This is a genomic window from Vibrio sp. T11.5, from assembly GCF_027587155.1.
GTDB classification, from domain to species: Bacteria; Pseudomonadota; Gammaproteobacteria; order Enterobacterales; family Vibrionaceae; genus Vibrio; species Vibrio neptunius.
Genome location: NZ_JAPPTP010000011.1, coordinates 58,965 through 83,263, shown reverse-complemented (window position 1 = coordinate 83,263; position 24,299 = coordinate 58,965). Strand labels below are relative to the sequence as shown.

The following is a 24,299-nucleotide window of genomic DNA, read 5'->3' as shown; positions in this document are numbered from 1 at the left end:
CGATTACAGCGCACGATATTTATCCCTTAACCTTTGACGAACCCATTCCGCGAGCGAGTTAACCGCGAAAGTAAACACCAGCAAAATCAGCGCCGCCAAAAACAGAATACGATAATGAGAGCTGCCCACTTCAGACTCAGGCATTTCAACGGCAATCGTGGCAGACAGGGTGCGCATACCTTCTAAAATATTCCAATCCATGATTGGCGTATTACCTGTAGCCATTAGTACAATCATGGTCTCGCCGACGGCACGCCCTAGCCCCATCATGATGGCAGAAAAGATGCCTGGGCTTGCGGTGAGTAACACAACATGAACCAGGGTTTGCCACGGCGTAGCACCTAACGCCAGAGAACCATCTGATAGATGTTTTGGCACCGAGAAAATCGCATCTTCTGCAATGGTAAAAATTGTGGGGATCACGGCAAAGCCCATCGCAAAACCGACCACCAGTGCGTTACGTTGGTCAAAACCAATTCCCTGCTCGGCAAGATACGCACGGATATCGCCATTAAATAACCACTGTTCGATATTGGTGCTCTGGCCCAAAATCACGACAGTAAACAACACCATCGCCGGCATAAGAATCAACGCATGCAAACCATTGGGGAATCGACTGCTCCATGTACGTGGTAGTTTGTGCCAAATCGCCCCGATGGCAACGGTTGAAATGGGTAAGAACAACATCAACGACACCACAGCCGCCAGGTGGCTCTCTACAATCGGCGCAAACCATAGCCCGGCTAAAAAACCAATGATCACGGTTGGCAGCGCTTCCATCAGTTCAATCGAAGGTTTTACCACGCGGCGCATAGATGGCGTCATAAAGTAGGCCGTGTAGATGGCGCCTAATACGGCAATCGGCACAGCAAACATCATGGCAAATGCCGCTGCTTTTAACGTACCAAATGCGATGGGTACAAGGCTGAATTTGGCTTCAAACTCATCGTTAGCCGATGTAGTTTGCCAAACAAATTCCGGCTCTGGATAACTTTCATACCAGACTTTCTGCCATAGTGAAGATAATGAGATTTCAGGGAATGGATTATCAACGTAAGCCACATTGAGCTGCGAGTCGGATAGGGTTAGCAGGTGCTTTTCATTGTTAGACATTGCCGCCAGTTGCGGCGCTTTATCGTAAGCTCGTTTAAAGATCACCAGTTTTTCGCTGGTGGTGTAATGGCTTTGGACCGTACCATTGATGTAAAAGCTGTAAAAACCCTTGCGATACGTATCAGGCAGCAAGAATTGCAGCTGCGACGCCAGTTTAAAATCGCGAATTTGAGTGAGGTGTCTTTGCCCATCACTCAACACATCAAACCATTGAGAGACGAGTCCATCCTGATGACTGACCAACAAAGAATATGCGCCAGACAGCAGTTTAATATCCGTCACCGCGTGTTTGTTCTCGCCCTGACTCAAATCAACCACTTCACGTACTACAAAGCTTTCAATACCTTTTTTGGCAATCACAACTTCAGAACCGGTTCTTAGATAAAGCGTGTTGCCATCAGGCGTGAGAAGCAACTGGTCGAGATCGACAAATGGCTTAGGAAACTCGAAGTTCTGAATGTGTTGATTAGCATCACGCCAACGAATTCGAACGCGGTTATCTTGGTAATAACCGGCTAAGGTGACGTTGCTATCCACAGCAAAAGCAAACGACTTTAGCGCCGAGCCTGACTCTGTCTGCAAATCAAAATCGAGAGAAAAACTATCCACTTCGGGAGAAAATATACGCTGCTCGCCTTGCAGAAGACTGGTCATCTCAGGCCGATATAACAACACTTGCCCGTTAGCCGCTGCCGCACCTAACCAGCCCTGAGCAGGGTTAGCCGAGCTGTACAGTGAGTACTCGGTACCTAGTTCAACCGATAAACTAGGCTGCTGTGACAAGGTCGTCAACGACCAAAAGTCAACATAGCCGGCCTTAGATACCACATAGGCATGCTGGCCATAATCATCAATTCCAGCTGCCACTGGCGCTTTAGTGGTAATCGATTGGGTAGCAACATTTGGAGTGAATTTTGCGTCAGAAAAAAGAGGCAGGACCATCATTGCCAGATAAACGAAGATCAAAACCAGCGCAGCCAAAACACCGACACCGCCTGTCGATACCGCTAGCCGAACTAAACGATCTTTGATTAGTCGCTTTCGATCACGTTCTCGCAATGAAAATTCGGCTTTGGCCATTTCTCTCACTTACCTGCATTTGCCCACGGGTATAATATTTCGATTAGGTGACAATTATATTACAGATCGCAATAAACAACTGAAAATAATGCAATAAGATCGTGCAATAAAAGTGTCATATAAACCCCTTAATTTCTAATCCAGTTTTATTTTTACCACCTAAATTTGGTTAGACTCGTCAGTAAAGGTCAGGTTATGAGTGCAGAAAAGCTTTACATTGAAAAAGAATTGAGTTGGTTGTCTTTCAATGAACGAGTGCTCCAAGAAGCCGCAGATAAAACGGTGCCACTCATCGAAAGAATTCGATTTTTAGGTATATTTTCCAATAATTTAGATGAGTTTTATAAAGTCCGATTTGCTGATGTCAAACGGCGAATCCTAATCAATCAGGAGCGTGGTGGTAACGACAACTCCAAACACTTGCTGACTAAAATGCAGACTAAGGCTCTCAAACTCAACGAACGCTTCGATGAGTTGTACGCTGAGCTAATCCGCGACATGGCACGCCGACGCATCTTCCTAGTCAATGAAACTCAACTCAACGAGTCGCAAGAAAAGTGGATCAAAAAATACTTCCGTAATCAGGTACTCCCGCATATCACCCCTCTTCTAATGCGAGACGATATTGATGTCCTGCAGTTTCTTAAAGATGAGTACGCTTACATCGCGGTTGAACTACGTAAAGAAGAACAAAATCAGTATGCGTTGATCGAGATCCCAACTGATCACCTGCCCCGCTTTGTGATGGTACCCGAGCAGAAAGGCAAACGACGCAAAACCATTATCTTGCTCGACAACATAATTCGTTATTGCCTTGATGAGCTGTTTAGCGGCTTTTTTGATTATGAAGAGCTGAACGGTTACGCAATGAAAATGACTCGCGACGCAGAATATGATCTTAGCCATGAGGTGGAACATAGTCTGCTCGAACAAATGTCAGAAGGGGTAAGTCAGCGTCTGACGGCAATGCCAGTCCGCTTCGTTTATGAACGTGATATGCCGGAAGAAATGTTGGAGTTTCTGTGCCATAAACTGCAAATATCCAACTACGACAGTTTGATCCCCGGTGGGCGTTACCACAATTTCAAAGACTTCATCGGCTTTCCCAATGTCGGACGCGAGTATTTAGAAAACAAGCCATTGCCACCGATGAAATGTGCAGATTTCGACGGCTATGCCAACAAATTTGATGCGATCAAGAATCAGGACATTCTACTTTACTACCCGTACCACAGCTTTGAGCATATTTCTGAGTTAGTCCGTCAAGCTTCGTTCGACCCTAGGGTGCTCAGCGTTAAGATCAATATTTACCGAGTTGCCAAAGACTCTCGTTTAATGAACTCATTGATCGATGCAGTACACAATGGCAAGCAGGTCACGGTTGTTGTAGAACTGCAAGCTCGATTCGACGAAGAAACCAATATCGAATGGTCAAAGGTCCTGACCGAAGCAGGCGTGCAAGTCATTTTTGGCGCACCGGGTCTGAAAATCCATGCTAAGCTGCTACTCATTAGCCGTCGAGAAAACGATGAGATCGTACGCTACGCCCATATCGGAACTGGTAACTTTCATGAAAAAACGGCCCGCATTTATACCGATTTTTCTCTACTCACTGCAGATCCGGAAATCACCAATGAAGTACGTAATGTCTTCGGATATATCGAAAACCCATACCGCCCAGTGAAGTTTGAACACCTGATTGTTTCACCACGTAACTCACGCCAACAACTGTATCGTTTGATCGACAGTGAAATCGCCAATGCCAAAGCTGGTAGAAAGGCCGCCATTACCCTGAAAGTGAATAACATAGTCGACAAAGGGCTAATTAATAAGCTCTACGGTGCCAGCGCTTCTGGAGTAGATATCAAGATGATCATCCGCGGGATGTGTTCATTGGTCCCTGGAGTCGAAGGAGTGAGTGAAAATATCAAGATCATCAGCATCGTTGATCGTTTTCTTGAGCACCCGCGGGTCATCATCACCCACAATGACGGCGATCCACAAGTTTACATTTCCTCTGCTGACTGGATGACGCGCAATATCGACTACCGCATCGAAGTTGCTGCTCCAGTACGTGACCAACGTCTTAAACAGCGAATTATTGATATCATTAACATCCACTTTACGGATACAGTAAAGGCCCGCTGGATAGACAAAGAAATGAGCAATACCTATGTTCCAAGAGGTAACCGTAAGAAAGTTCGCTCGCAGATTGCCATTTACGACTATCTTAAAAATGTAGAAAAACAAACAAAGAAACGTAAACAACACTCCCTTACTGATGACTCAATCTCTGGAAATTCGTGATGTTGCGGCGATTGACCTTGGTTCTAACAGCTTCCACATGGTGGTGGCTCGTGTCGTAGACCAAGATCTGCAACTGGTCAGCCGACATAAGCAACGAGTCCGTCTCGCTGCTGGATTAGATGCTCAAAAAAATCTAGATAATGCTTCGATTGAACGAGGCCTTGAATGCCTTGCTATGTTTGCGGAACGCCTGCAAGGCTTTGAGGAATGCAATGTACGTATTGCGGCTACACATACTCTCCGCCAAGCAAACAATGCCCACATTTTCCTCCAACGAGCGAGAGAAGTACTGCCATTTCCTATTGAAATCATCCCCGGTGTCGAAGAAGCACGTTTAATCTATCTTGGGGTTGCACACACACAGCCAGAGTCAGATTCAAAACTTGTGGTTGATATTGGTGGCGGCAGTACTGAGATGATCATTGGCAAGGGGTTTGACCCAGCGCTCATCAACAGTAAACAAATGGGCTGCGTCAGCTATACCAAGCTTTACTTCGCTAACGGCAAGCTCTCGCGCAAGAATTTTGCTAAAGCAATACTCGCAGCCGAACAAAGATTAGAATCCATTGCTCATCGATACTGTAAGAAAGGTTGGGAGATTGCGTTTGGCTCGTCAGGTACAATTAAAGCGATTCGAGAAGTCTTAATTGGTATGGGCTTTGAGGATGGCATTATTCACGCTAAGCGTCTCGATAAGTTAGTCGAAAAACTATGCGAATGGCCCTCGATTGAGGATATTGAACTCAGTGGGTTAACCCCCGATAGAAAGCCTGTTTTTGCCGCCGGCGTGGCCATTCTTATCGCGATCTTTAAAGACCTCAAAATTGACGAAATGCACTTTTCAGAAGGCGCGTTACGTGAAGGCTTGCTGTTCGAAATGGAAGATGGCTTTAAACGCTCAGATATCCGGATGAGAACCACGGAAAACCTAGCCAGCAAGCATTTAGTTGATCTTGCCCATGCGGCAAAAATTAAACATCAAGCGCAATCTTTCCTGCAACAGGTGCATCAGGATCTCGGTATCAAAAAGAGCTCAGAGCTGTTTGATTTGCTCGACTGGAGCGCGCTGCTTCATGAGGTCGGTCTCAGCATCAGTTTACAAGCCTTCCACCGTCATTCTGCTTATATTCTTCGCCACACCTACATGCCAGGGTTTAACCGCGAACAACAAACGGTGCTGGCCATGCTAGTCCGCTTCCAGCGTAAGGCACTTAAACTACATGAAATGGAAGACTTCACGCTCTTTAAGAAAAAACACATCATTGGTGTAATTCGTATCTTGCGCCTCGCTATCTTACTCAACGGCCAACGTAACGAAGACGCTTTGCCAAAACTGATGTTGAGCATAGACGGCGATAGATGGATATTGAGTTCAGAAGATAACGAGTGGCTAGAGCACAACAAACTGCTGCACGCTGATTTGATGACGGAACAAGAATACTGGAACAACGCTGGTTGGGCGCTGAATTTTTAGTTGTATAGCCTGTGGTGCTCGATAGATGTTGGTAGTGTTATCAGGTCACCTCGAGCGAGTTTTATACACGCACGATGACGAACTTAGGATCAGACGGTTAATCGACAATGCCTACTTTTGCCAACTCACTACGTGCAATCTCTGCGGATATCGGCACATAACCATCTTTTTCAACCAGTTTTTGCCCTTGCTGTGAGTACATAAAGCGAATAAATTCTCGCTCAATCGGCGGTAAGGGTTTAAACGGGTTCTTGTTTACGTAGACATAGAGATAACGTGATAGTGGGTACTTACCTTTAAGAATATTTTCCTGACTCGCCTCAATGTAATCCTCACCCTGCTTAGCAATGGGTATCAGTTTCACTCCAGAGACTTGGTAACCTACCCCAGAGTAACCAATGGTATTGATTGCAGAGGCAACAGACTGAACAACGGATGCCGAGCCTGGCTGCTCATTGACATTACTTTTGAAGTCTCCACCACACAGCGCATTATTCTTAAAGTATCCGTAGGTACCAGAGACCGAGTTACGCCCAAACAGCTGCATAGTGCGTTTAGCCCAATGATAATCGAGCCCTAGTTCAGACCAAGTAGAGATAGACTGAGTCCCGCCACAACGCAGTGTTGCAGAAAAAATATTGTCTAGCTGAGTAAAGTTTAGCCCTTTCAGCGGGTTATCTCGGTGAACGAAAATTCCAATCGCATCAATGGCAATTCGGAGTTCTGTTGGCTTATAGCCGTGTTCACGCTCAAAGGCTTCAATTTCCCGATTTCGCATCGGCCGGCTCATTGGGCCGAATTGAGCGGTACCTTCGGTTAATGCTGGCGGAGCCGTTGAAGAACCAGAGGCTTGTACCTGACCATTCACGCTCGGGTAAAGTTGCTTAAACTCTTCTACCCACAAGGTTGTCATGCCGGCTAATGTGTCAGAACCAACACTGGTTAAACTCCCGGTAACACCGGGGACTTTTTGATATTCAGATAGGTTCGCCAAAGCCGCTTGAACACCAAAGGAAAAGCTGGCAGAAACAATAAGAGTAGTGAGCGCTAACTTCATTAACTCACCACCAAACGCGGTGGCAACACGAATGAGAATTTGCTGCCAGCCCCCACTTCGGATTGTATTTCTAAATGCGAGTCGTGATGCGTCAGAGCATGTTTCACGATCGCCAGCCCAAGGCCGCTTCCTCCGGTATCCCTAGAGCGTGCTTTATCCACTCGATAGAAACGCTCAGTGAGTCGGTGTAGGTGTTGAGGCTCAATACCTTCACCACCATCTTCCACTTCTAAACATGCACCTTGCGCAGTCTGATACCAACGAACCCGTACATCCGCGCCTGCTGGTGTGTATTTCACTGCGTTATAAACCAAGTTTGAAATGGCACTACGTAGTTGGTCTTCATCTCCAAGTACGCGTAGGCTGTTATCAATATCAAAGTTCAGCTTATGTTGCTGATCACCACTCAGGCTCGCCGCTTCTTTCTCTAACACATCTAGCATTGCGGGGACATTCACTACATCTTCCAGTTCATGCATGGGCGCCGCTTCAATCTTAGATAGTGTGAGCAGTTGATTAACCAAACTGTTCATACGATTGAGCTGCTCTGTCATGACACCATGGGCTTTGGTCCACATTGGGCCAACTACCGTATCTGGGTCTTCGGTCATTTCCAGATAGCCTTGCAATACCGTCATTGGCGTGCGTAGCTCGTGAGAAACATTGGCAAAGAAGTTACGACGCATGCCTTCCAACTGTTTAAGCTGGGACACATCACGCACTACCATCAGGTGCTCACCTTCAGTGTACGGCACAATACGCAGCTCAAGCATGCGCTCAACATTGAGTGGCGAGCGCATCTCTAGAGGCTCAGAAAAGTCTTGTTTATTAAGATACTTAATGAAATCTGGCGTGCGGATAAGGTTAGAAATCGGCTGACCTGAATCGTCCGGCCAACGGAAACCGAGTAAGTGTTGAGCGAGCTTATTACACCAAACAATGTTGCCTTCACTACGAAACACTACAACCGCATCCGGTAAGGATTCAGCACCATTGCGGAATCGGCGAATAAGATTGGTCAGCTCTTTGCGCTTTTTGCGCTGGCGCTGCTGCAAGCGGTAGATACCGTTAAACAACGATTCCCAGTTACCGCTTCCCGAAGGTGGTGTCAGGCGCTTTTCATCCCACAACCACGCAGACAGGCGCATCTGATTATGCAGATGCCATACAAGCTGCAAAACCGTAGCCGCTAGAAGCAACCACGGCATATGACCGAAAATCCATCCGACAATCACCCAAGGGGTGTAAAAAAAAGCCAGCTCCCAGGCTAGCTTTTTCCAAGTTAACCGCTCTACCACTTACCTCTCCAGATGGTAAATTTAAATTATGCCTTGGTTGAGAAACGGTAGCCTGCACCACGTACCGTCTGAATCAACTTGTCATGGCCAGCCGCTTCTAATGCCTTGCGCAGACGACGAATATGCACATCAACAGTACGGTCTTCAACATACACGTTGGTTCCCCATACGTTGTTCAGCAGTTGCTCTCGACTGTAAACACGCTCTTGGTGCGTCATAAAGAAGTGCAGCATCTTGAACTCAGTTGGGCCCATATCCAGTGGCTGGTCGTTCGCGGTTACACGGTGCGAGACAGGATCCAGTTTCAAGCCCTGCACATCAATCACATCTTCTAGTGCCGTTGGCGTCACACGGCGAATCACCGCTTTAAGACGCGCCACCAGCTCTTTTGGCGAGAATGGCTTAGTGATGTAGTCATCTGCGCCGACTTCCAGACCACGAACTTTATCTTCTTCTTCACCACGTGCTGTTAACATCACAACTGGAATATTGCGCGTCAGCTCTTCACGTTTCATGTGTTTGATGAAGTTGATGCCGCTGCCACCAGGTAGCATCCAGTCTAACAACACTAGATCTGGGAAGGGTTCAGCTAGCTTAGTCACCGCACTATCGTAGTCTTCAGCTTCGACGGCTTGGTAACCTTTTTGCTCAAGAACAAAGCAAAGCATTTCACGAATTGGTGCTTCGTCTTCAACAACCAGAATCCTTCTAGACATAATTGAGTAACCTTTGAGTTAGTTGAATTTAATCGGGCATTTACCCTTTGCAACGATAGGCATTATTACCATCAATTATGACACTTTTGTGACCTTTGAAAACAAATTTTCATATAACTTTCATCCCACTATTGCGCGCTTACATTAGGACAAGCACAGCAAAAGTCTTTATGATGAGCGGCCAAACTTCAGGTATAGAGAAAGTGTATGTGGTTTAAAAACTGTCTGGTTTACCGTTTTAACCGAGATATTGAATTCAAAGCAGACGAGCTGGAAAAGCAGCTTGAAGAGTTTCGTTTTACGCCTTGTGGTAGTCAGGACAAACAAAAGTTTGGCTGGGTCACTGCAATGGGTAAACATGGCGACATGATGACTCACGTGTCTGAAAACCGCATTCTGATCTGCGCGAAGAAAGAAGAGAAAATGCTACCAGCGTCTGTCATCAAAGAATCACTCAATGCAAAAGTTGAGGCAATGGAAGCACAAGAAGGTCGACCTCTGAAGAAAAAAGAGAAAGATAACCTCAAAGATGACATTGTCATGGATTTGCTCCCGCGCGCATTTAGCCGCAGCAACCATACCTTTGTTCTTATTCTGCCTAAAGAAGGCTTTATTCTGGTCGATGCCAGCAGCTATAAGAAAGCAGAGGATGTTCTCGCCCTTCTACGTAAGACCATGGGTAGCCTACCTGTTGTGCCAGCCATTCCAGAAAAAGCCGTTGAAACCACGTTAACTGAATGGGTGAAAACGGGCGACACTCCGGTTGGGATGCAGATGTTAGACGAAGCTGAACTGAAGTCGGTTCTCGAAGAAGGCGGCGTGATCCGCTGTAAGAAACAAGAGCTAACGGCCGACGAAATTCGCAATCACATTGATGCCGATAAAGTCGTGACCAAACTAGCTCTTTGGTGGCAGGAGCGTATTGAGTTCATTCTGGCAGAAGACGGCAGCATCAAGCGTATTAAATTCTCTGATGATCTGAAAGATCAGAATGATGATATTCCTCGTGAAGATCAAGCAGCACGATTTGACGCTGATTTCTCACTCATGTGCGGTGAGTTAAGCGCATTCCTGCCCAACTTATATGAGTGTTTAGGCGGCTTACCTCACCCTAACGCTTAGTCCATTCTCTAGGTGCTCGGCATGCTCGAGCGCCTACCTATAATCTCCTTACCTAAGTTATGGACTTTTTTCTAGTCACAGGTCACGTTTTGGCGTAAAATTTGCGCCCCAATTCCATAAGGTGGAATGGACCTGACTTGAGATCAGACTAAGAGAATTATGAAATGACAACTGAGAAAGCATTCGTACCAGAGCTACTGTCACCAGCGGGTAGCCTAAAAAATATGCGTTACGCCTTTGCCTATGGTGCAGACGCGGTATACGCAGGCCAGCCTCGTTACAGCCTTCGCGTACGTAACAACGAGTTCAACCACGAAAACCTAAAAATTGGTATCGACGAAGCGCACGCCCAAGGCAAAAAGCTTTACGTGGTATGTAACATCCAGCCGCACAACTCCAAGCTAAAGACCTTCATCCGTGACCTGAAGCCGGTGGTTGAAATGGGCCCTGATGCGCTCATCATGTCAGATCCTGGTCTGATTATGATGGTTCGTGAAGCATTCCCAGAAATGCCAATTCACCTGTCCGTTCAAGCCAACGCCGTCAACTGGGCAACGGTTAAATTCTGGGCAGCTAATGGCGTTGAACGCGTGATTGTTTCTCGCGAGCTTTCTCTGGAAGAGATCGAAGAAATTCGTCAGCACTGCCCTGAAACTGAACTTGAAGTCTTCGTTCATGGTGCACTTTGTATGGCTTATTCGGGTCGTTGTCTTCTATCCGGTTACATCAACAAACGTGACCCTAACCAAGGTACATGCACCAATGCATGTCGTTGGGAATACAACGTCGAAAAAGGCAAAGAGAACGACTCTGGCGATATCGTTGAAGCCTTCGACCCCAATGAAGCACAAGCGGTTGAAGTGCAAGATGAGCGCCCTGAGGCAACACTTGGTCTAGGTAAACCAACCGACGAAGTGGTACTGCTTTCTGAAAGCCACCGCCCAGAAGAAAAGATGGCGGCGTTCGAAGATGAGCACGGCACTTACATCATGAACTCAAAAGACCTGCGTGCCATTCAGCACGTTGAGCGTCTAACTAAAATGGGTGTCCACTCACTCAAGATTGAAGGTCGTACTAAGTCATTCTACTACTGTGCACGTACTGCACAGGTTTATCGTAAAGCGATCGACGATGCTGTCGCAGGCAAGCCATTCGATGAAAGTCTGATGACAACACTTGAGAGCCTAGCTCACCGTGGCTACACAGAGGGCTTCCTGCGTCGTCATACGCACGATACTTACCAAAATTACGACTACGGTTATTCTGTCTCTGATGCTCAGCAATTTGTCGGTGAGTTCACGGGGAAACGTCGTGGTGATCTTGCTGAAGTGGAAGTGAAGAATAAATTCATTGTGGGTGACAGCCTTGAGCTGATGACACCGAAAGGTAACGTTGTCTTTACCCTAGAAGCGATGGAAAACCGTAAATCACAACCCGTTGATGACGCAAAAGGAAATGGCCACTTTGTCTTCATTCCTGTACCACAAGACATGAACCTAGAATACGGCCTGTTAATGCGCAATCTCAACAATGGTCAGGATACCCGTAACCCAACAGGTAAATAACCATGGCGTTGTTGATCACGGATAAGTGCATTAATTGTGATATGTGTGACCCAGAGTGCCCAAATGGCGCGATCACCATGGGTGACACTATCTTTGAGATCGACCCCGATCTTTGCACCGAATGTAAAGGCCATTATGAGCAACCGACCTGCCAGTCTGTGTGCCCGATCACCAAGTGCATCATCACTGACCCAAACCATGTCGAAACTGAAGAACAGCTTCTAGAGAAATTCGTCATCATTCAAGGACTAGCTTAACCCTGAAGCTATCATTAAAACGCCGCTCAACTGAGCGGCGTTTTGGTTATTGTTTGCTGTCTTTTGCTATTTGTAGCTTAGCTCCGTCGCCTTACCTTTGAAGATTCGATAAACCGCGAAGGTATAAAGTAAGATCATCGGCATTACGACCATCACACCATAACCGACAATCATCAAAGTCGCAGGGGAAGAAGCCGCCTGCTTGGCTGTCATCATTCCCGGCACTACCTCAGGAAAAAAGCTATAAGCAAGTCCAAGGAAACTCAAAGCAAAGATCACCGTAACCCCAAAGAACGGCCAGCGAGCACCAAGGTCATTGACCATAGGAACCTGACGAAGATAGCGATCGACAAGGAATATCGTCATTAACACGATAATCGGCACGGGGGCCAGTAGTAACATTTCAGGGAAACTAAACCAGCGCAATGCAACCTGTTCATTGACTATCGGATTCACAACGCTGACAACCAAGATGCCAGTGGCGGCAACCCACCCCGCTCTTCGGGACCATCGTGCGGAACGGATCTGTAGATCGCCTGCGGTTTTCAATACCAACCAAGCGCCACCGATATAGACATAAGCAGCAGCGACACACAAAGCACTCAACCAAGCAAAACCCAGAGCTTCACTACTTTGCTCAAACCCCATAATGTAACGACCGACCATATAACCTTGCGTCAACGCAGCGATCAATGAACCGACTCTGAAGCACCAATCCCAATGTGTTTTATGGTCTGCATTGGCCTTCGCTCGAAAGTCAAATGCAACACCACGCATAATAAGCGCTATCAACATAATAGCTGTCGGTAAGTAAAGTTCAATCAGGATCAAACTGTGTGCCGTAGGAAAGGCAATCAGTAAAATACCGATCGCCAACACCAACCAAGTTTCATTCGCATCCCAAAACGGCCCTATGGAAGCAATCATTCGATCACGCTGCTGTTCATTGTCGCTCGGTAGCAACATACCTACACCCAAATCATAACCGTCTAGCACAGCGTACATAAAGACTGAGAAACCAAGCAGCAGCAGATAAATTTCCGGCAAATAGTCGAGCATCATTGCGCCTCCTGTTGGATCAGTGGTACTTGATGGGCAGTAACATCTTTACGTGCCAAATAAAACAGGGTGTGAATGTAAGCCACCAGTAACAACGCGTAGATAGCTAAATACATCATTAGAGAAATCATCACACTACTTGAAGCTACTGACGTTACTGCTTCAGAAGTGCGTAGCACACCACTCACCAACCAAGGCTGTCGTCCAATTTCCGTAACGTACCAGCCAGCTAAAGTTGCCACCCAACCGGAAAATGTCATTGCTAAAACGGTCATCAAATAAGGTTTGGGTAGGCCAGAGCCGCGCGCAAGCTTCATTGCACCATACCAACTGACAAACAGCATCAACACTCCAACACCGACCATAATTCTAAAACCAAAAAATAACGGCTTTACTGGTGGGTGATTGGGAGTAAACTCATTAAGGCCTTTTATTTCGCCATCAATGTCGTGAGTCAATATCAAGCTTGCCAGTTTGGGAATACCTATCTCGAAGTCATTGCTACGCTGTTCCTCATTTGGTATGGCGAAGAGCAGTAATGGTGCACCTTTTTCTGATTCCCATACTCCTTCCATCGCCGCAATTTTTGCAGGTTGATGTTCCAACGTGTTTAAACCATGCAAATCGCCAACGAATATCTGTAGAGGAATAAAACCTGCCGCCGCGAACAGTGAAACTCTCAGACCCAATTGCGCGGCGCGATGATCGGGTTGTTTCAGCACTTGGTAAGCCGAGATACCCGCGATCAGAAAGCTCGCCGTCAAAGCAGAGGCTAGTAAAGTATGACTAAAACGATATGGTAGAGAAGGATTAAGAATAACCTCTTTCCAGCTCGTTACGTGAACGATGCCGTCAATCACTTCATAGCCATTCGGGGTATGCATCCAACTGTTGAGGACTAAAATCCAAAATGCAGACATCGTGGTACCGACAGCAACCAGTACCGTCGCTAAGGTATGAAACCACTCCGCAACTCGTCCACGTCCAAATAGCATAACGCCAAGAAATGTCGCTTCCATGAAAAAAGCAGTCATGACTTCATAGCCGAGCAAGGGGCCAGCAACATTTCCGACTCGTTCCATAAAACCGGGCCAATTGGTGCCAAATTGGAAACTCATGGTGATGCCTGACACCACGCCGAGAGCAAAGGTTAACGCAAAAATTTTTACCCAAAAATAGTATACATCCAACCAGACCGGTGATTGTGAGCGATTGTAGCGCCATTTAAAAAAGACCAGCATCCAAGCTAACGCTATCGTGATGGTCGGGAAAAGAATATGAAAGCTGATATTGGCGGCGAACTGGATCCGCGACAGCATGAGGGTATCTAACATTTGGGTTCCTAAACAACGTGTCATTCTTTAAATGTCTTAAACTGTAATTTAGTTACGAAAAAGACGACCGTTTGGATTAAACATCAGAGAAAAATGAAGGGAAAATTTTCTCTCGGAATGATTTATATCAATTAAGAACACCAAAGTAGTAATAAAAACTGTCACAAATAACGACAATAAGTAGCCAATTTAAACAAAAAGATAAAAAGTGTAATCTAGAGCAGTAAAAAAATGACAGTTCGGAATTTTCGAATTTTAAATTCGAAATACGTGAAATAAAATTACAGATAATTAGTGCGCTTCGCCACAGACCTGTCCAATAGATCGATACACTGAGTTGGCATTATTTTCGGCTTTTTGCTTTTTTTCTGGGTATTGTCAGCCTTAGCTGCTGCGGGTTTAGGCTGAGGTTTCCAGCTAGACAGTTCAGCCCCACATCCATCGCCTTTAGGGGGGGCGGTCTGTGATTGACACTGACTGTTATCCTCCGGGCACTTGAGTCTGACGTGCATATGATAATGATGCCCCCACCACGGTCGCACTTTTCTCAACCAGCCCCGCTCAGACGATACTTCCTGTGTGCACAGTTTGTCTTTGATTACAGGGTGAACAAAAATGCGGGCTACCTTTTCATCACTCGCAGCCATTTTTATCAGCTCAAAATGGCGTTCATCCCAGTTTTTTTTAACTAATTGATACTGTTCGAGGTTAACCACACTCATTGGTTCAGGATCACTAAGCTGTTGCGAAGAAAGTTCACCATCAGCCAATTTTAGCCATATATCGATATCCAAGCCGGTCTGATGGCTCGAATGCCCAGAGGAGAAACGCCCCCCTTGAGGTAATGAGATATCACCAATCAGAATACGAGTGTTTAATCGTTGTGAAACCATATTGGCGAGGCGCTGAATAAAACTAACCGCTTGTGGATGAGCATAATAGCGTTGTTTGTGGCTGCGCAATACTTGATATCCCTCCCCTTGAAGAGGCAGATCCACAGCACCTGAAAGGCAACCATTAGCATAACTACCAATCGATTCAGGAGGCTGTGTCGAAGGCGATCTAATCTTCTCCCATGGGCTTGCCAACACAGTAGGTACCATGAGGGCAAACAGCACTAACCTAGTAAGCTTTAACCCGTTCATACTTCGCTTTATCATTTTCACTTGTCACTAGTTTAGCTCAACAATGCTCACCGTTGTCGTAAAACGTGGTCACCTATATCGCTGTATAAATCACTCTTACGTCGATACCTTCTCCTATTTACTCGGTACCCGTTGAATAATAATTGAGCCACCCTCTCCTGCATTTGCTGCCCATGGCTAAACTCACAACACCTCAATAAACCGATACGCCTGCCTCCTTCACCTTGAGGATAAAACGCAGTGTAAACATGCTCGAATACCATACCCGCATTCGGGCAACTCATCGTTAGCTGGAATTTATCAATCAAAGATTTCGATAAGGCTTAAAACTTTGAGTTTCTAATGCGCGAAAATATAAATGTGGCATGGATAGCACTCTTTATTGCTGGTTCCTCCATCATATCAAGCAAAACATTATGTCTTATGACTGGGTTTCTTGATGCTCTTAACTCAAGTGAACTAGGGTTAATAATGTACGCGATTAAATCGACTGGCCTGATCTCCTATATACCAGACGAAAGAGGAGGGATCGACAATATGGCACGACGAATAATTTACTTACTTGCTCTGATTTTCAGCTCTTTTTCGTTTGCCAAAGATTGTATTGGTGTCGTCCCAGCGGGCTCCGTGCATGACTTCTGGAAATCAGTCAAAGCAGGAAGTGAAAAAGCAGGCCAAGAGTTAGGCCTTAAAATTTACTTTCGTGGCCCCCACGATGAGTCCGATGTCAGTGCTCAGCGCTTCATCATAGATCAAGTCATGGAGAATGCCTGTATTGGCTTGGTCTTAGCGCCAAATACCCAAGATAGGGCCTATGATGTCGCCCGTTTGAAAGAAGCGGGGGTACCCACAGTCTACTTTGATCGCGATACTGGCTCTCCTGATGTGGTGAGTGTTATTGCAACCAATAACTACCAAGCAGGCGTAATGGCTGGCCAGGAGATGGCCAAAAAGTTAGGGAATAAAGGTAAGGTGGCACTGCTTAGAATGAAAAAGGGCGTGATATCCACCGATGCTCGTGAAAAGGGCTTTATCGACGGCGCTACCGCATCAGGACTTAGTATCACTATCGATAACTATCTAGGTACTAAAATTGGCGAAGCGCGCAAAAACGCAGAGCAAATTCTTGCACAGAAAACAGACAATCTAGACGGCATATTTACACCGAATGAATCGACAACGTTGGCTGTTCTCATGGCACTCGATACTACTCCATCGACACAAGAATTGGTTCATATCGGCTTCGACTCCAATGATTCTCTGGTGAATGCACTAGAAGACGGTTCTATTTATGGACTGATCATCCAGCAACCTTTTGAAATGGGCTACAAAAGCGTCTATACCGTGTATCAAGCCTTCCTAGGCCAAGAATACGCCAAAAACATCGCTACTGAGACCATTTTTGTCACCAAAGAAAATATGCTTCTGCCTAGCGTCAATCAAGCATTGTTAATGAAATACGATTGATTAAGGCGGTTAATTACCCCTGATAAAAACAAAAAGGCCGCTGACTTGTCAGCGGCCTTGCTCATACAAAACTTTATGCCTTATGGCATTTCGTCAAACTCTGCGCCTTCTTTCTCAACTTGAGGCGGCATCAGGTGTTCTTTAGTAATACCCAGTTTTAATGCCAGTGCCGAAGCCACATAGATTGAAGAGTATGTACCCACAGTGATACCCAGTAGAAGTGCGGTGGCGAAGCCATGAATCATAGCGCCACCTTGCGTAAACAGAGCAATCACTACGAACAATGTAGTACCGGATGTAATCAAGGTACGGCTCAATGTTTGTGTGATTGAGCTGTTCATGATTTCAGCCGGTTCGCCTTTACGCATCTTGCGGAAGTTTTCACGAATACGGTCAAATACAACAATGGTATCGTTGAGCGAGTACCCCACTACCGTCAGCAAGGCTGCCACAATCGTCAGGTCAACCTCAATCTGCATCAAGGAGAACACGCCAAGCGTAATGATAACGTCATGTGCTAGAGCAAGTACCGCACCAGCTGCTAAACGCCATTCAAATCGTACCGAAACGTAAATCAGAATACAGATAAGAGAAACGATGATCGCCAGGCCACCAGCTTCGGTTAACTCATCACCTACGTTTGGTCCGACAAACTCAATACGGCGCATTTCAACGCTTTCACCTGTGCCGTCTTTGATAGCAGAAAGAATCTGGTTGCCCAACGCTTCACCAGCAACACCATCACGAGGGCGCAAACGCACCATCACATCACGAGCACTACCAAAGTTTTGAACCGTTGCGTCACCAAAACCTTTTGCTTCCAGCGCAGTACGAATCTCTTCCAAATCGGCTGGCTGCTCAAAGCCAACTTCAATCAGCGTACCGCCAGTGAAGTCTAGGCCCCAGTTCAACCACTTGGTAGAAAGAGTAAAAATCGACGCACCAATCATCAGGATCGACAGCACGAAGGCGAATTTCGACCAACGCATAAAGTCGATCAATTTGTCTGCTTTTAGAATCTGAAACATAATAATTCCTAGCCTTAGATCGACAGTTTGTTGATGCGCTTACCACCGTACATTAGGTTCACGATACAACGTGTACCAATGATGGCAGTAAACATAGACGTTAAGATACCGATAGACAGCGTAACGGCGAAGCCTTTGATTGCGCCTGTACCTACAGCAAACAGGATAATTGCGGTAATCAAGGTGGTGATGTTGGCATCGGCAATGGTGCTGAATGCGTTCGCATAACCTTGATGAATCGCCTGCTGAGGGTTTCGCCCGTCACGTAACTCTTCACGTATCCGTTCGAAAATCAAGACGTTAGCATCGACCGCCATACCGACTGTCAGAACAATACCGGCGATACCAGGCAACGTCATTGTTGCTCCCGGAATCATCGACATCACACCAATAATCAGTACAAGGTTTACCATCAGCGCGGTATTGGCAATCAGACCAAACTTACGGTAGTAAAGCAGCGTGAATAGCATAACTGCCGCCATACCCCAGATACACGCCATGATACCCATGTCGATGTTCTGTTGACCCATAGATGGACCAATTGTACGTTCTTCAACGATAGAAATCGGCGCAATCAGAGCACCTGCGCGAAGCAATAGTGCCAAGTTGTGCGCTTCAGCCGCTGAATCGATACCTGTGATGCGGAAGTTACGGCCAAGCGCTGATTGAATCGTTGCTTGGTTAATCACTTCTTCATGCTTAGTCAGGATAACGCGACCATCTGCCGTCTTGCGTCCGCTGTCTTTATATTCAGCAAACACGGTTGCCATCAGCTTGCCAATGTTCTTTTTGGAGAACGCTGACATTTTGTTACCACCTTCGCTATCTAGTGAGATGTTAACTTGAGGGCGACCATATTCATCCACACTTGAACTCGCATCAGTGATGCTCGAACCGCCTAGGATTACACGCTTTTTAAGCACAACTGGACGACCATCTCTATCTTGCTTGATTTCACTACCCGCTGGCGCACGACCACTAGCTGCTGCAGCGAGATCCGCTTTGTCGTCGACTTCGCGGAATTCAAGCGTTGCCGTCGCACCCAGGATTTCCTTCGCACGAGCGGTGTCCTGAACACCTGGCAGTTCAACAACAATTCGGCTTGCACCCTGACGCTGTACAAGTGGTTCAGCCACACCCAGTTCGTTTACACGGTTGCGCAGAATGGTAATGTTCTGCTCCACAGCGTAGTTGCGAATTTCAGTCAGGCGTTGCTCAGTGAAAGTAGCCGTCAGAGTAAAACGACCATCAGTGTCTGCATCGACAAATGTCATATCAGGATGGTTTTGCTGCAGTAAGCGTTTGGCATCCGCAAGCTGCTCTTCATTACGCAGTAAGACTTCAACAGATTCTTGACCTGAAGGACGAATCGCACGATAGCGAATCTTTTCTTCACGCAGTTCACTACGGAACGCTTCTTCCTGCTGACTGACCAGCTTTTCCATCGCTGCGTCCATATCCACTTCCATCAGGAAGTGAACACCACCGCGAAGGTCAAGGCCGAGCTTCATTGGCGCTGCGCCAACCGCTTCTAACCAGTCAGGTGTTGCAGGGGCTAGATTAAGAGCAACAATTTTGTCTTTACCTAGTGCTTCATTGATCACATCGCGAGCACTTATCTGAGTGTCGGTATCGTTGAAGCGTACAAGAATGGATCCATTTTCGAGAGCAATGGATTTATGAGATAAGCCCTTTTCATCAAGAGCTTCGGTGACAGAATCCAGCGTTGACATATCTACAGAGGCGCCACGCGCCCCTGTAACTTGAATTGCCGGATCTTCACCGTAGATATTTGGAAGTGCATACAATGCTGCGATAGCGATGGTAAACACCACCATCAAATACTTCCATAACGGATAGCGGTTAAGCACAGCGAGGATCCTTTAGCTGTTTTATAGAGACTTCAGCGTACCCTTTGGTAGCACTGCAGTAACGAAATCTTTCTTGATAACAACTTCGTTATTCGTGTTTAGCTCGATTGAGATGTAGTCGTTGTCTTCTGCAATCTTAGTGATTTTACCTACTAGGCCACCGCTAGTTAGAACTTCATCACCTTTACTCATAGAAGACATTAGGCTCTTGTGTTCTTTCACGCGCTTAGCTTGTGGACGGTAAATCATAAAGTAGAAAATGACCGCGAACATGCCAAGCATGATTAGCATTTCGAAACCGCCGCCTGCTGGTGCGCCTTCTGCTGCTGCGTGAGCTTGATTAATCATTAAAACAATCCTCTATTATTTTTTATTAATATTCCAAGTTGGGCCTACGCTTTTGAGTTTCAAGAGAAAGAATGACTATTAGCGATCACTATCTCAAAAATTCATTGCGTCTGCCTACTTTATTAGCAAAAGCCTTTGGCAAAATGCCAAAGGCTTTAATTCTCTTATCTGGTCAATTACTGTTCCTTCGCCAGTGGCGGCACTTCACGGCCACGACGCTCATAGAACTCTTTGACGAACTCATCAAAACGATCTTCATCAATCGCCTTACGGATACTTTCCATCACACGTTGGTAGTAGCGCAAGTTGTGAATGGTATTCAGGCGAGCACCTAAAATTTCATTACAGCGATCTAAGTGATGGAGGTATGACTTAGAGTAATTTTGACAAGTGTAACAGTCACATTCAGGATCTAATGGTGTTGTATCCGTTTTATGTTTCGCATTACGGATCTTGATCACACCACCAGTCACAAATAGGTGACCATTACGAGCATTACGTGTTGGCATTACACAGTCAAACATATCAATACCGCGGCGTACACCTTCTACTAAATCTTCTGGTTTGCCAACACCCATTAAGTAACGAGGTTTGTCTTCCGGAAGCTGTGGGCAGGTATGCTCAAGAATACGGTGCATGTCTTCTTTTGGTTCACCAACGGCCAAACCACCGACTGCGTAGCCATCGAAGCCAATTTCTGTAAGGCCTTTAACCGATACATCACGTAGGTCTTCGTAAACGCCACCCTGAACAATACCAAATAGGTTGTTCTCGTTTTCAAGCTTGTCGAAATGATCACGTGAGCGCTGTGCCCAACGCAGCGACATTTCCATCGACTTTTTCGCTTCTGCGTGTGTCGCTGGGTATGGCGTACATTCGTCAAAGATCATCACAATGTCAGACCCAAGGTCTTTTTGGATTTCCATCGACTTCTCTGCATCCATGAAAATCTTGTCACCGTTTACAGGGTTACGGAAGTGTACGCCCTCTTCAGTGATTTTGCGGATGTCACCTAGACTAAATACCTGAAAACCACCTGAGTCTGTCAGGATAGGACCGTGCCAGTTCATGAAATCGTGCAAGTCGCCATGCATTTTCATAATTTCCTGACCTGGACGTAACCAAAGGTGGAAAGTGTTGCCAAGAAGAATCTCTGCGCCTGTGCCTTTTACTTCTTCAGGCGTCATACCTTTAACAGTACCGTAAGTACCAACAGGCATAAAGGCAGGTGTCTGAACCGTACCACGCTCAAAGGTCAGTTGACCACGGCGTGCAACACCATCTTTCTTCTTAAGATCAAATTTTAACTTCACGAAGCCTCCAATTGTCAGAGAAACAGTCTGACGATATTTTCGGGGTTATCCCCATTAGGGAGCGGTCGCCTTCCATGCGAGATGCAGAGTATCCGATTACTCTACTTCCTAGCCTACTGCTAGCACTCGTAAATTGTTTGCGTTCAGTTCAATGCTGAACATAAGAGATTCCCTACTCGCTCGTTCCTCACTCTATGGAATGACAAAACCGTCATTCCTGAATCGAGGCACGAGATATCAGGAATCTCTCAAAGTAATCTATACCGTTTTCTTTTTTATGAACATTGAATCGCCATACGAGAAGAAACGGTAGTTATTCTCTACAGCATGTTTATAGGCGTTCATCGTATTTTCATAACCTGCAAATGCACTGACCAACATGATCAGTGTCGATTCTGGCAGGTGGAAATTAGTGATTAAACAATCCACTAACTGATATTCGTAACCCGGATAGATAAAGATTTCAGTATCACCAAAGAATGGCGCAAGCGCTGTGCCTTTCTTCAATGCATCCTGCGCTGCACTTTCTAGTGAGCGTACCGAAGTTGTACCCACTGCGATGATTCGACCATGACGCGCTTTGGCAGCGTTAATCGCAGCCACCACGTCTTGCGGTACTTCCACATACTCTGCGTGCATGTGATGGTCGTTGATATTCTCGACCTTAACTGGTTGGAATGTACCAGCGCCTACGTGAAGCGTCACATAAGCGAACTCAGCACCTTTCGCTTTGATCTTCTCAAGCAGCGCTTCATCAAAATGCAGACCAGCGGTTGGCGCCGCTACTGCGCCAGGTTTTTCGTTATAAACCGTTTGGTAGCGCTCTTTGTCTGAATCTTCATCTGGGCGATCAATATAAGGTGGAAGTGGCATGTGGCCGATCTCTTCCAAAACCGCCAACACGTTCTTCTCAGCATTGAATTTCAATTCAAACAAGGCGTCATGGCGGGCAACCATTTGTGCAGAATACTCGTCCTTTTCACCAATGAAGATAGTTGAACCTGGTTTAGGCGATTTAGAGCAGCGTACATGAGCCAGAATGCTTTTTTCATCCAACACACGTTCAACCAACACTTCCAACTTACCGCCTGACTCTTTACGGCCAAACATACGCGCAGGAATCACACGAGTATTATTGAAAACCACGAGATCGCCCGGCTGCACTTGCTCAAGTACATCAATGAACGTGCCATCGCTTAGTTCACCACTGTTACCATCAAGTTGAAGTAAACGGCTAGCGGTACGCTCTGGCTGAGGATAACGAGCGATGAGCTCATCGGGTAAATCAAAATGGAAATCTGATACTTGCATGTTACTAATCTTTTGCCGTGGATTCTTACGTCGTGATGGAAGTCGAACTGATTCTGTCACAAACAGACGACGAGTTTTTCGCAGCCGACTAGTATATGCCGCACAAACGCAATAGCAAGGATTGAGGTGTGAAATATTGTAATCAATGTGGAATTAACAAGGGTATTGAGGAAGGCAATGAGGAAGGCTGTAAAGTTGAATGGATACTTTGTACATAATTCGCCACACCTTTTCCAAGGCTATAGGGGTGAAAACCCACCCAGCTCTCATACTCGCGAGTTAAAAATTACTATATTAAAAGAGACCACAACAATAACTCTATCACTCAGGAGGCAGCCATGATAAAAGTCGAAGATATGATGACGCGCACCCCCCATACCTTGCTGCGTTCGCACCTGCTTGCAGATGCAAAACATACCATGGAAGCACTGGATATTCGCCACGTTCCAATCGTTGATGCAAATAAGCAGCTACTCGGCGTGGTTTCCCAACGTGACGTGCTGGCCGCACAAGAATCAAGCTTACAGCAAATTCCAGAAAATCAGTCCTACACCTTGAATACTCCATTATATGAAGTCATGAAGACAGGTGTCATGACAGTTTCTCCTCAGGCTGGATTAAAAGAAAGCGCCATCTATATGCAGAAACACAAAGTAGGCTGTCTACCTGTCGTCGAAAAAGGCCAGTTAGTTGGAATTATCACCGACAGTGACTTTGTCGCGATCGCTATCAATCTGCTTGAACTGCAGATAGAGAATGAACCGCAAGAACTAGAGTTCTAATAAGTTGTGTGCGGAGGATAACCAGCGTTCTGGAGAAAGAAACGCTGGTTTATCGTTCAGTCTGAGTTAGATGTGGGCCGCAACCTGTGTTTTCACATCGTCTACTGTTCGACCAGACATTGGGATACCCTTAGAGCTGAATGTCCATTCTCCCTGCTTAAGGCTAAGCAAACCAATAAACACACCTGTATGCGGGCCTTGTTCTGACAGAGTAAAACGGCATATTTCCTTGGCAGAGCGATCCATTACACGACAAAATGCATTATCTACTTTCTGGAAAGACTGACCAGTAAAGCTGTTGACTGTAATTGCAAGGTGCTTCACCGACTTTGGAAGTTTCGGCAACGTAATACTAATCTGTTCGTCGTCGCCATCACCATCACCGGTACGATTATCGCCTTTATGCTTGATTGCACCGCAATTTGACTTAAGTTGCCCAAACCAAACGGTATCCACTTCTTTTAGGTCTTCGTCAAACAAAATACACGACGCATCAAGGTCAATCGAAGCAGGAGTAAACAGAGACGAAAAGAAACCTTTGGATTTTGCCACATCCCATCCAAGTCCAACCGTGACTTTGGAGAGTTTTTCAACCTCTTTTGTCAAAGAGATAGAAGAATTTTTTGATAAATTAATCGCCATTATGGTCGTC

Annotated in this window: 20 protein-coding genes; 7 read left to right on the top strand and 13 right to left on the bottom strand. The window is 46.1% G+C overall.

Features of this window, described 5'->3' with window-relative positions; genetic code table 11:
* Positions 1-3: 3 nt before the first annotated feature.
* Positions 4-2,193 carry an ABC transporter permease subunit gene (locus OH455_RS13010; protein WP_269981696.1) on the bottom strand — a complete coding sequence of 730 codons (2,190 nt, stop codon included), beginning with the start codon at positions 2,191-2,193 and terminating at the stop codon, positions 4-6.
* A gap of 195 nt (positions 2,194-2,388) precedes the next feature.
* On the opposite strand from OH455_RS13010, the gene ppk1 reads away from it, so the two are divergent.
* Complete coding sequence (ppk1, locus tag OH455_RS13005; protein WP_269981695.1) at positions 2,389-4,500, top strand: polyphosphate kinase 1; 2,112 nt, start codon at positions 2,389-2,391, stop codon at positions 4,498-4,500.
* On the top strand, positions 4,475-5,974 hold the full coding sequence (gene ppx / locus OH455_RS13000) for an exopolyphosphatase (protein ID WP_269981694.1): 1,500 nt from the start codon (positions 4,475-4,477) through the stop codon (positions 5,972-5,974). The genes ppk1 and ppx overlap by 26 nt, the downstream gene beginning before the upstream one ends.
* Before the next feature lie 97 nt (positions 5,975-6,071).
* Here ppx and OH455_RS12995 read toward each other — a convergent pair whose 3' ends face one another.
* From OH455_RS12995 to phoB, 3 genes are read right to left on the bottom strand one after another with little or no spacing between them, the layout of a single operon-like run.
* Positions 6,072-7,031 carry a PstS family phosphate ABC transporter substrate-binding protein gene (locus OH455_RS12995; protein ID WP_269981693.1) on the bottom strand — a complete coding sequence of 320 codons (960 nt, stop codon included), beginning with the start codon at positions 7,029-7,031 and terminating at the stop codon, positions 6,072-6,074.
* On the bottom strand, positions 7,031-8,329 hold the full coding sequence (phoR, locus tag OH455_RS12990) for a phosphate regulon sensor histidine kinase PhoR (protein WP_269981692.1): 1,299 nt from the start codon (positions 8,327-8,329) through the stop codon (positions 7,031-7,033). Before phoR ends, OH455_RS12995 begins: the two co-directional genes overlap by 1 nt.
* A gap of 26 nt (positions 8,330-8,355) precedes the next feature.
* Complete coding sequence (gene phoB, locus OH455_RS12985) at positions 8,356-9,045, bottom strand: phosphate regulon transcriptional regulator PhoB (RefSeq protein WP_006959748.1); 690 nt, start codon at positions 9,043-9,045, stop codon at positions 8,356-8,358.
* Positions 9,046-9,252: 207 nt separating this feature from the next.
* On the opposite strand from phoB, the gene rdgC reads away from it, so the two are divergent.
* The 3 genes from rdgC to OH455_RS12970 all read left to right on the top strand — a co-directional run bounded on the left by rdgC (position 9,253) and on the right by OH455_RS12970 (position 11,989).
* Positions 9,253-10,167, top strand: coding sequence for a recombination-associated protein RdgC (rdgC, locus tag OH455_RS12980; RefSeq protein WP_269981691.1), 915 nt, complete (start codon positions 9,253-9,255; stop codon positions 10,165-10,167).
* A gap of 164 nt (positions 10,168-10,331) precedes the next feature.
* Positions 10,332-11,732, top strand: a complete 1,401-nt coding sequence (trhP, locus tag OH455_RS12975; protein WP_269981690.1) for a prephenate-dependent tRNA uridine(34) hydroxylase TrhP — start codon at positions 10,332-10,334, stop codon at positions 11,730-11,732.
* A 2-nt stretch (positions 11,733-11,734) separates the two neighbouring features.
* Positions 11,735-11,989, top strand: a complete 255-nt coding sequence (locus tag OH455_RS12970) for a YfhL family 4Fe-4S dicluster ferredoxin (RefSeq protein ID WP_045976575.1) — start codon at positions 11,735-11,737, stop codon at positions 11,987-11,989.
* Positions 11,990-12,055: 66 nt separating this feature from the next.
* Here OH455_RS12970 and OH455_RS12965 read toward each other — a convergent pair whose 3' ends face one another.
* The 3 genes from OH455_RS12965 to mepA form a co-directional block, all read right to left on the bottom strand.
* Positions 12,056-13,048 carry a cytochrome d ubiquinol oxidase subunit II gene (locus tag OH455_RS12965; RefSeq protein ID WP_269981735.1) on the bottom strand — a complete coding sequence of 331 codons (993 nt, stop codon included), beginning with the start codon at positions 13,046-13,048 and terminating at the stop codon, positions 12,056-12,058.
* On the bottom strand, positions 13,048-14,382 hold the full coding sequence (locus tag OH455_RS12960) for a cytochrome ubiquinol oxidase subunit I (RefSeq protein ID WP_269981689.1): 1,335 nt from the start codon (positions 14,380-14,382) through the stop codon (positions 13,048-13,050). The genes OH455_RS12965 and OH455_RS12960 overlap by 1 nt, the downstream gene beginning before the upstream one ends.
* A gap of 281 nt (positions 14,383-14,663) precedes the next feature.
* Positions 14,664-15,527 carry a penicillin-insensitive murein endopeptidase gene (gene mepA / locus OH455_RS12955; protein WP_269981688.1) on the bottom strand — a complete coding sequence of 288 codons (864 nt, stop codon included), beginning with the start codon at positions 15,525-15,527 and terminating at the stop codon, positions 14,664-14,666.
* A 537-nt stretch (positions 15,528-16,064) separates the two neighbouring features.
* On the opposite strand from mepA, the gene OH455_RS12950 reads away from it, so the two are divergent.
* On the top strand, positions 16,065-16,994 hold the full coding sequence (locus tag OH455_RS12950) for an ABC transporter substrate-binding protein (protein ID WP_045976623.1): 930 nt from the start codon (positions 16,065-16,067) through the stop codon (positions 16,992-16,994).
* 80 nt (positions 16,995-17,074) lie between these two features.
* Here OH455_RS12950 and secF read toward each other — a convergent pair whose 3' ends face one another.
* From secF to queA, 5 genes are all read right to left on the bottom strand, one after another.
* Positions 17,075-18,022: a protein translocase subunit SecF gene (secF, locus tag OH455_RS12945; protein ID WP_206370652.1), complete on the bottom strand. Its 948-nt coding sequence runs from the start codon at positions 18,020-18,022 to the stop codon at positions 17,075-17,077.
* A 14-nt stretch (positions 18,023-18,036) separates the two neighbouring features.
* A complete protein-coding gene (gene secD, locus OH455_RS12940; RefSeq protein WP_206370653.1) occupies positions 18,037-19,893 on the bottom strand; it encodes a protein translocase subunit SecD in 1,857 nt (618 codons plus the stop codon).
* 21 nt (positions 19,894-19,914) lie between these two features.
* Entirely contained in the window at positions 19,915-20,241 is a 327-nt protein-coding gene (gene yajC, locus OH455_RS12935; protein WP_045976580.1) for a preprotein translocase subunit YajC, read from the bottom strand.
* A 176-nt stretch (positions 20,242-20,417) separates the two neighbouring features.
* Positions 20,418-21,554 (bottom strand): tRNA guanosine(34) transglycosylase Tgt, encoded by a 1,137-nt coding sequence (gene tgt, locus OH455_RS12930; protein WP_045976581.1) that lies wholly within the window; start codon positions 21,552-21,554, stop codon positions 20,418-20,420.
* 258 nt (positions 21,555-21,812) lie between these two features.
* Positions 21,813-22,865 carry a tRNA preQ1(34) S-adenosylmethionine ribosyltransferase-isomerase QueA gene (queA, locus tag OH455_RS12925; protein ID WP_269981687.1) on the bottom strand — a complete coding sequence of 351 codons (1,053 nt, stop codon included), beginning with the start codon at positions 22,863-22,865 and terminating at the stop codon, positions 21,813-21,815.
* Between the two features lie 338 nt (positions 22,866-23,203).
* On the opposite strand from queA, the gene OH455_RS12920 reads away from it, so the two are divergent.
* On the top strand, positions 23,204-23,647 hold the full coding sequence (locus OH455_RS12920; protein WP_045976583.1) for a CBS domain-containing protein: 444 nt from the start codon (positions 23,204-23,206) through the stop codon (positions 23,645-23,647).
* A gap of 66 nt (positions 23,648-23,713) precedes the next feature.
* On the opposite strand, the gene OH455_RS12915 is transcribed toward OH455_RS12920, so the two are convergent.
* The gene (locus OH455_RS12915; RefSeq protein WP_045976584.1) at positions 23,714-24,289 is read right to left on the bottom strand and encodes a TerD family protein; all 576 of its coding nucleotides are present in this window, start codon (positions 24,287-24,289) and stop codon (positions 23,714-23,716) included.
* Positions 24,290-24,299 lie beyond the last annotated feature (10 nt).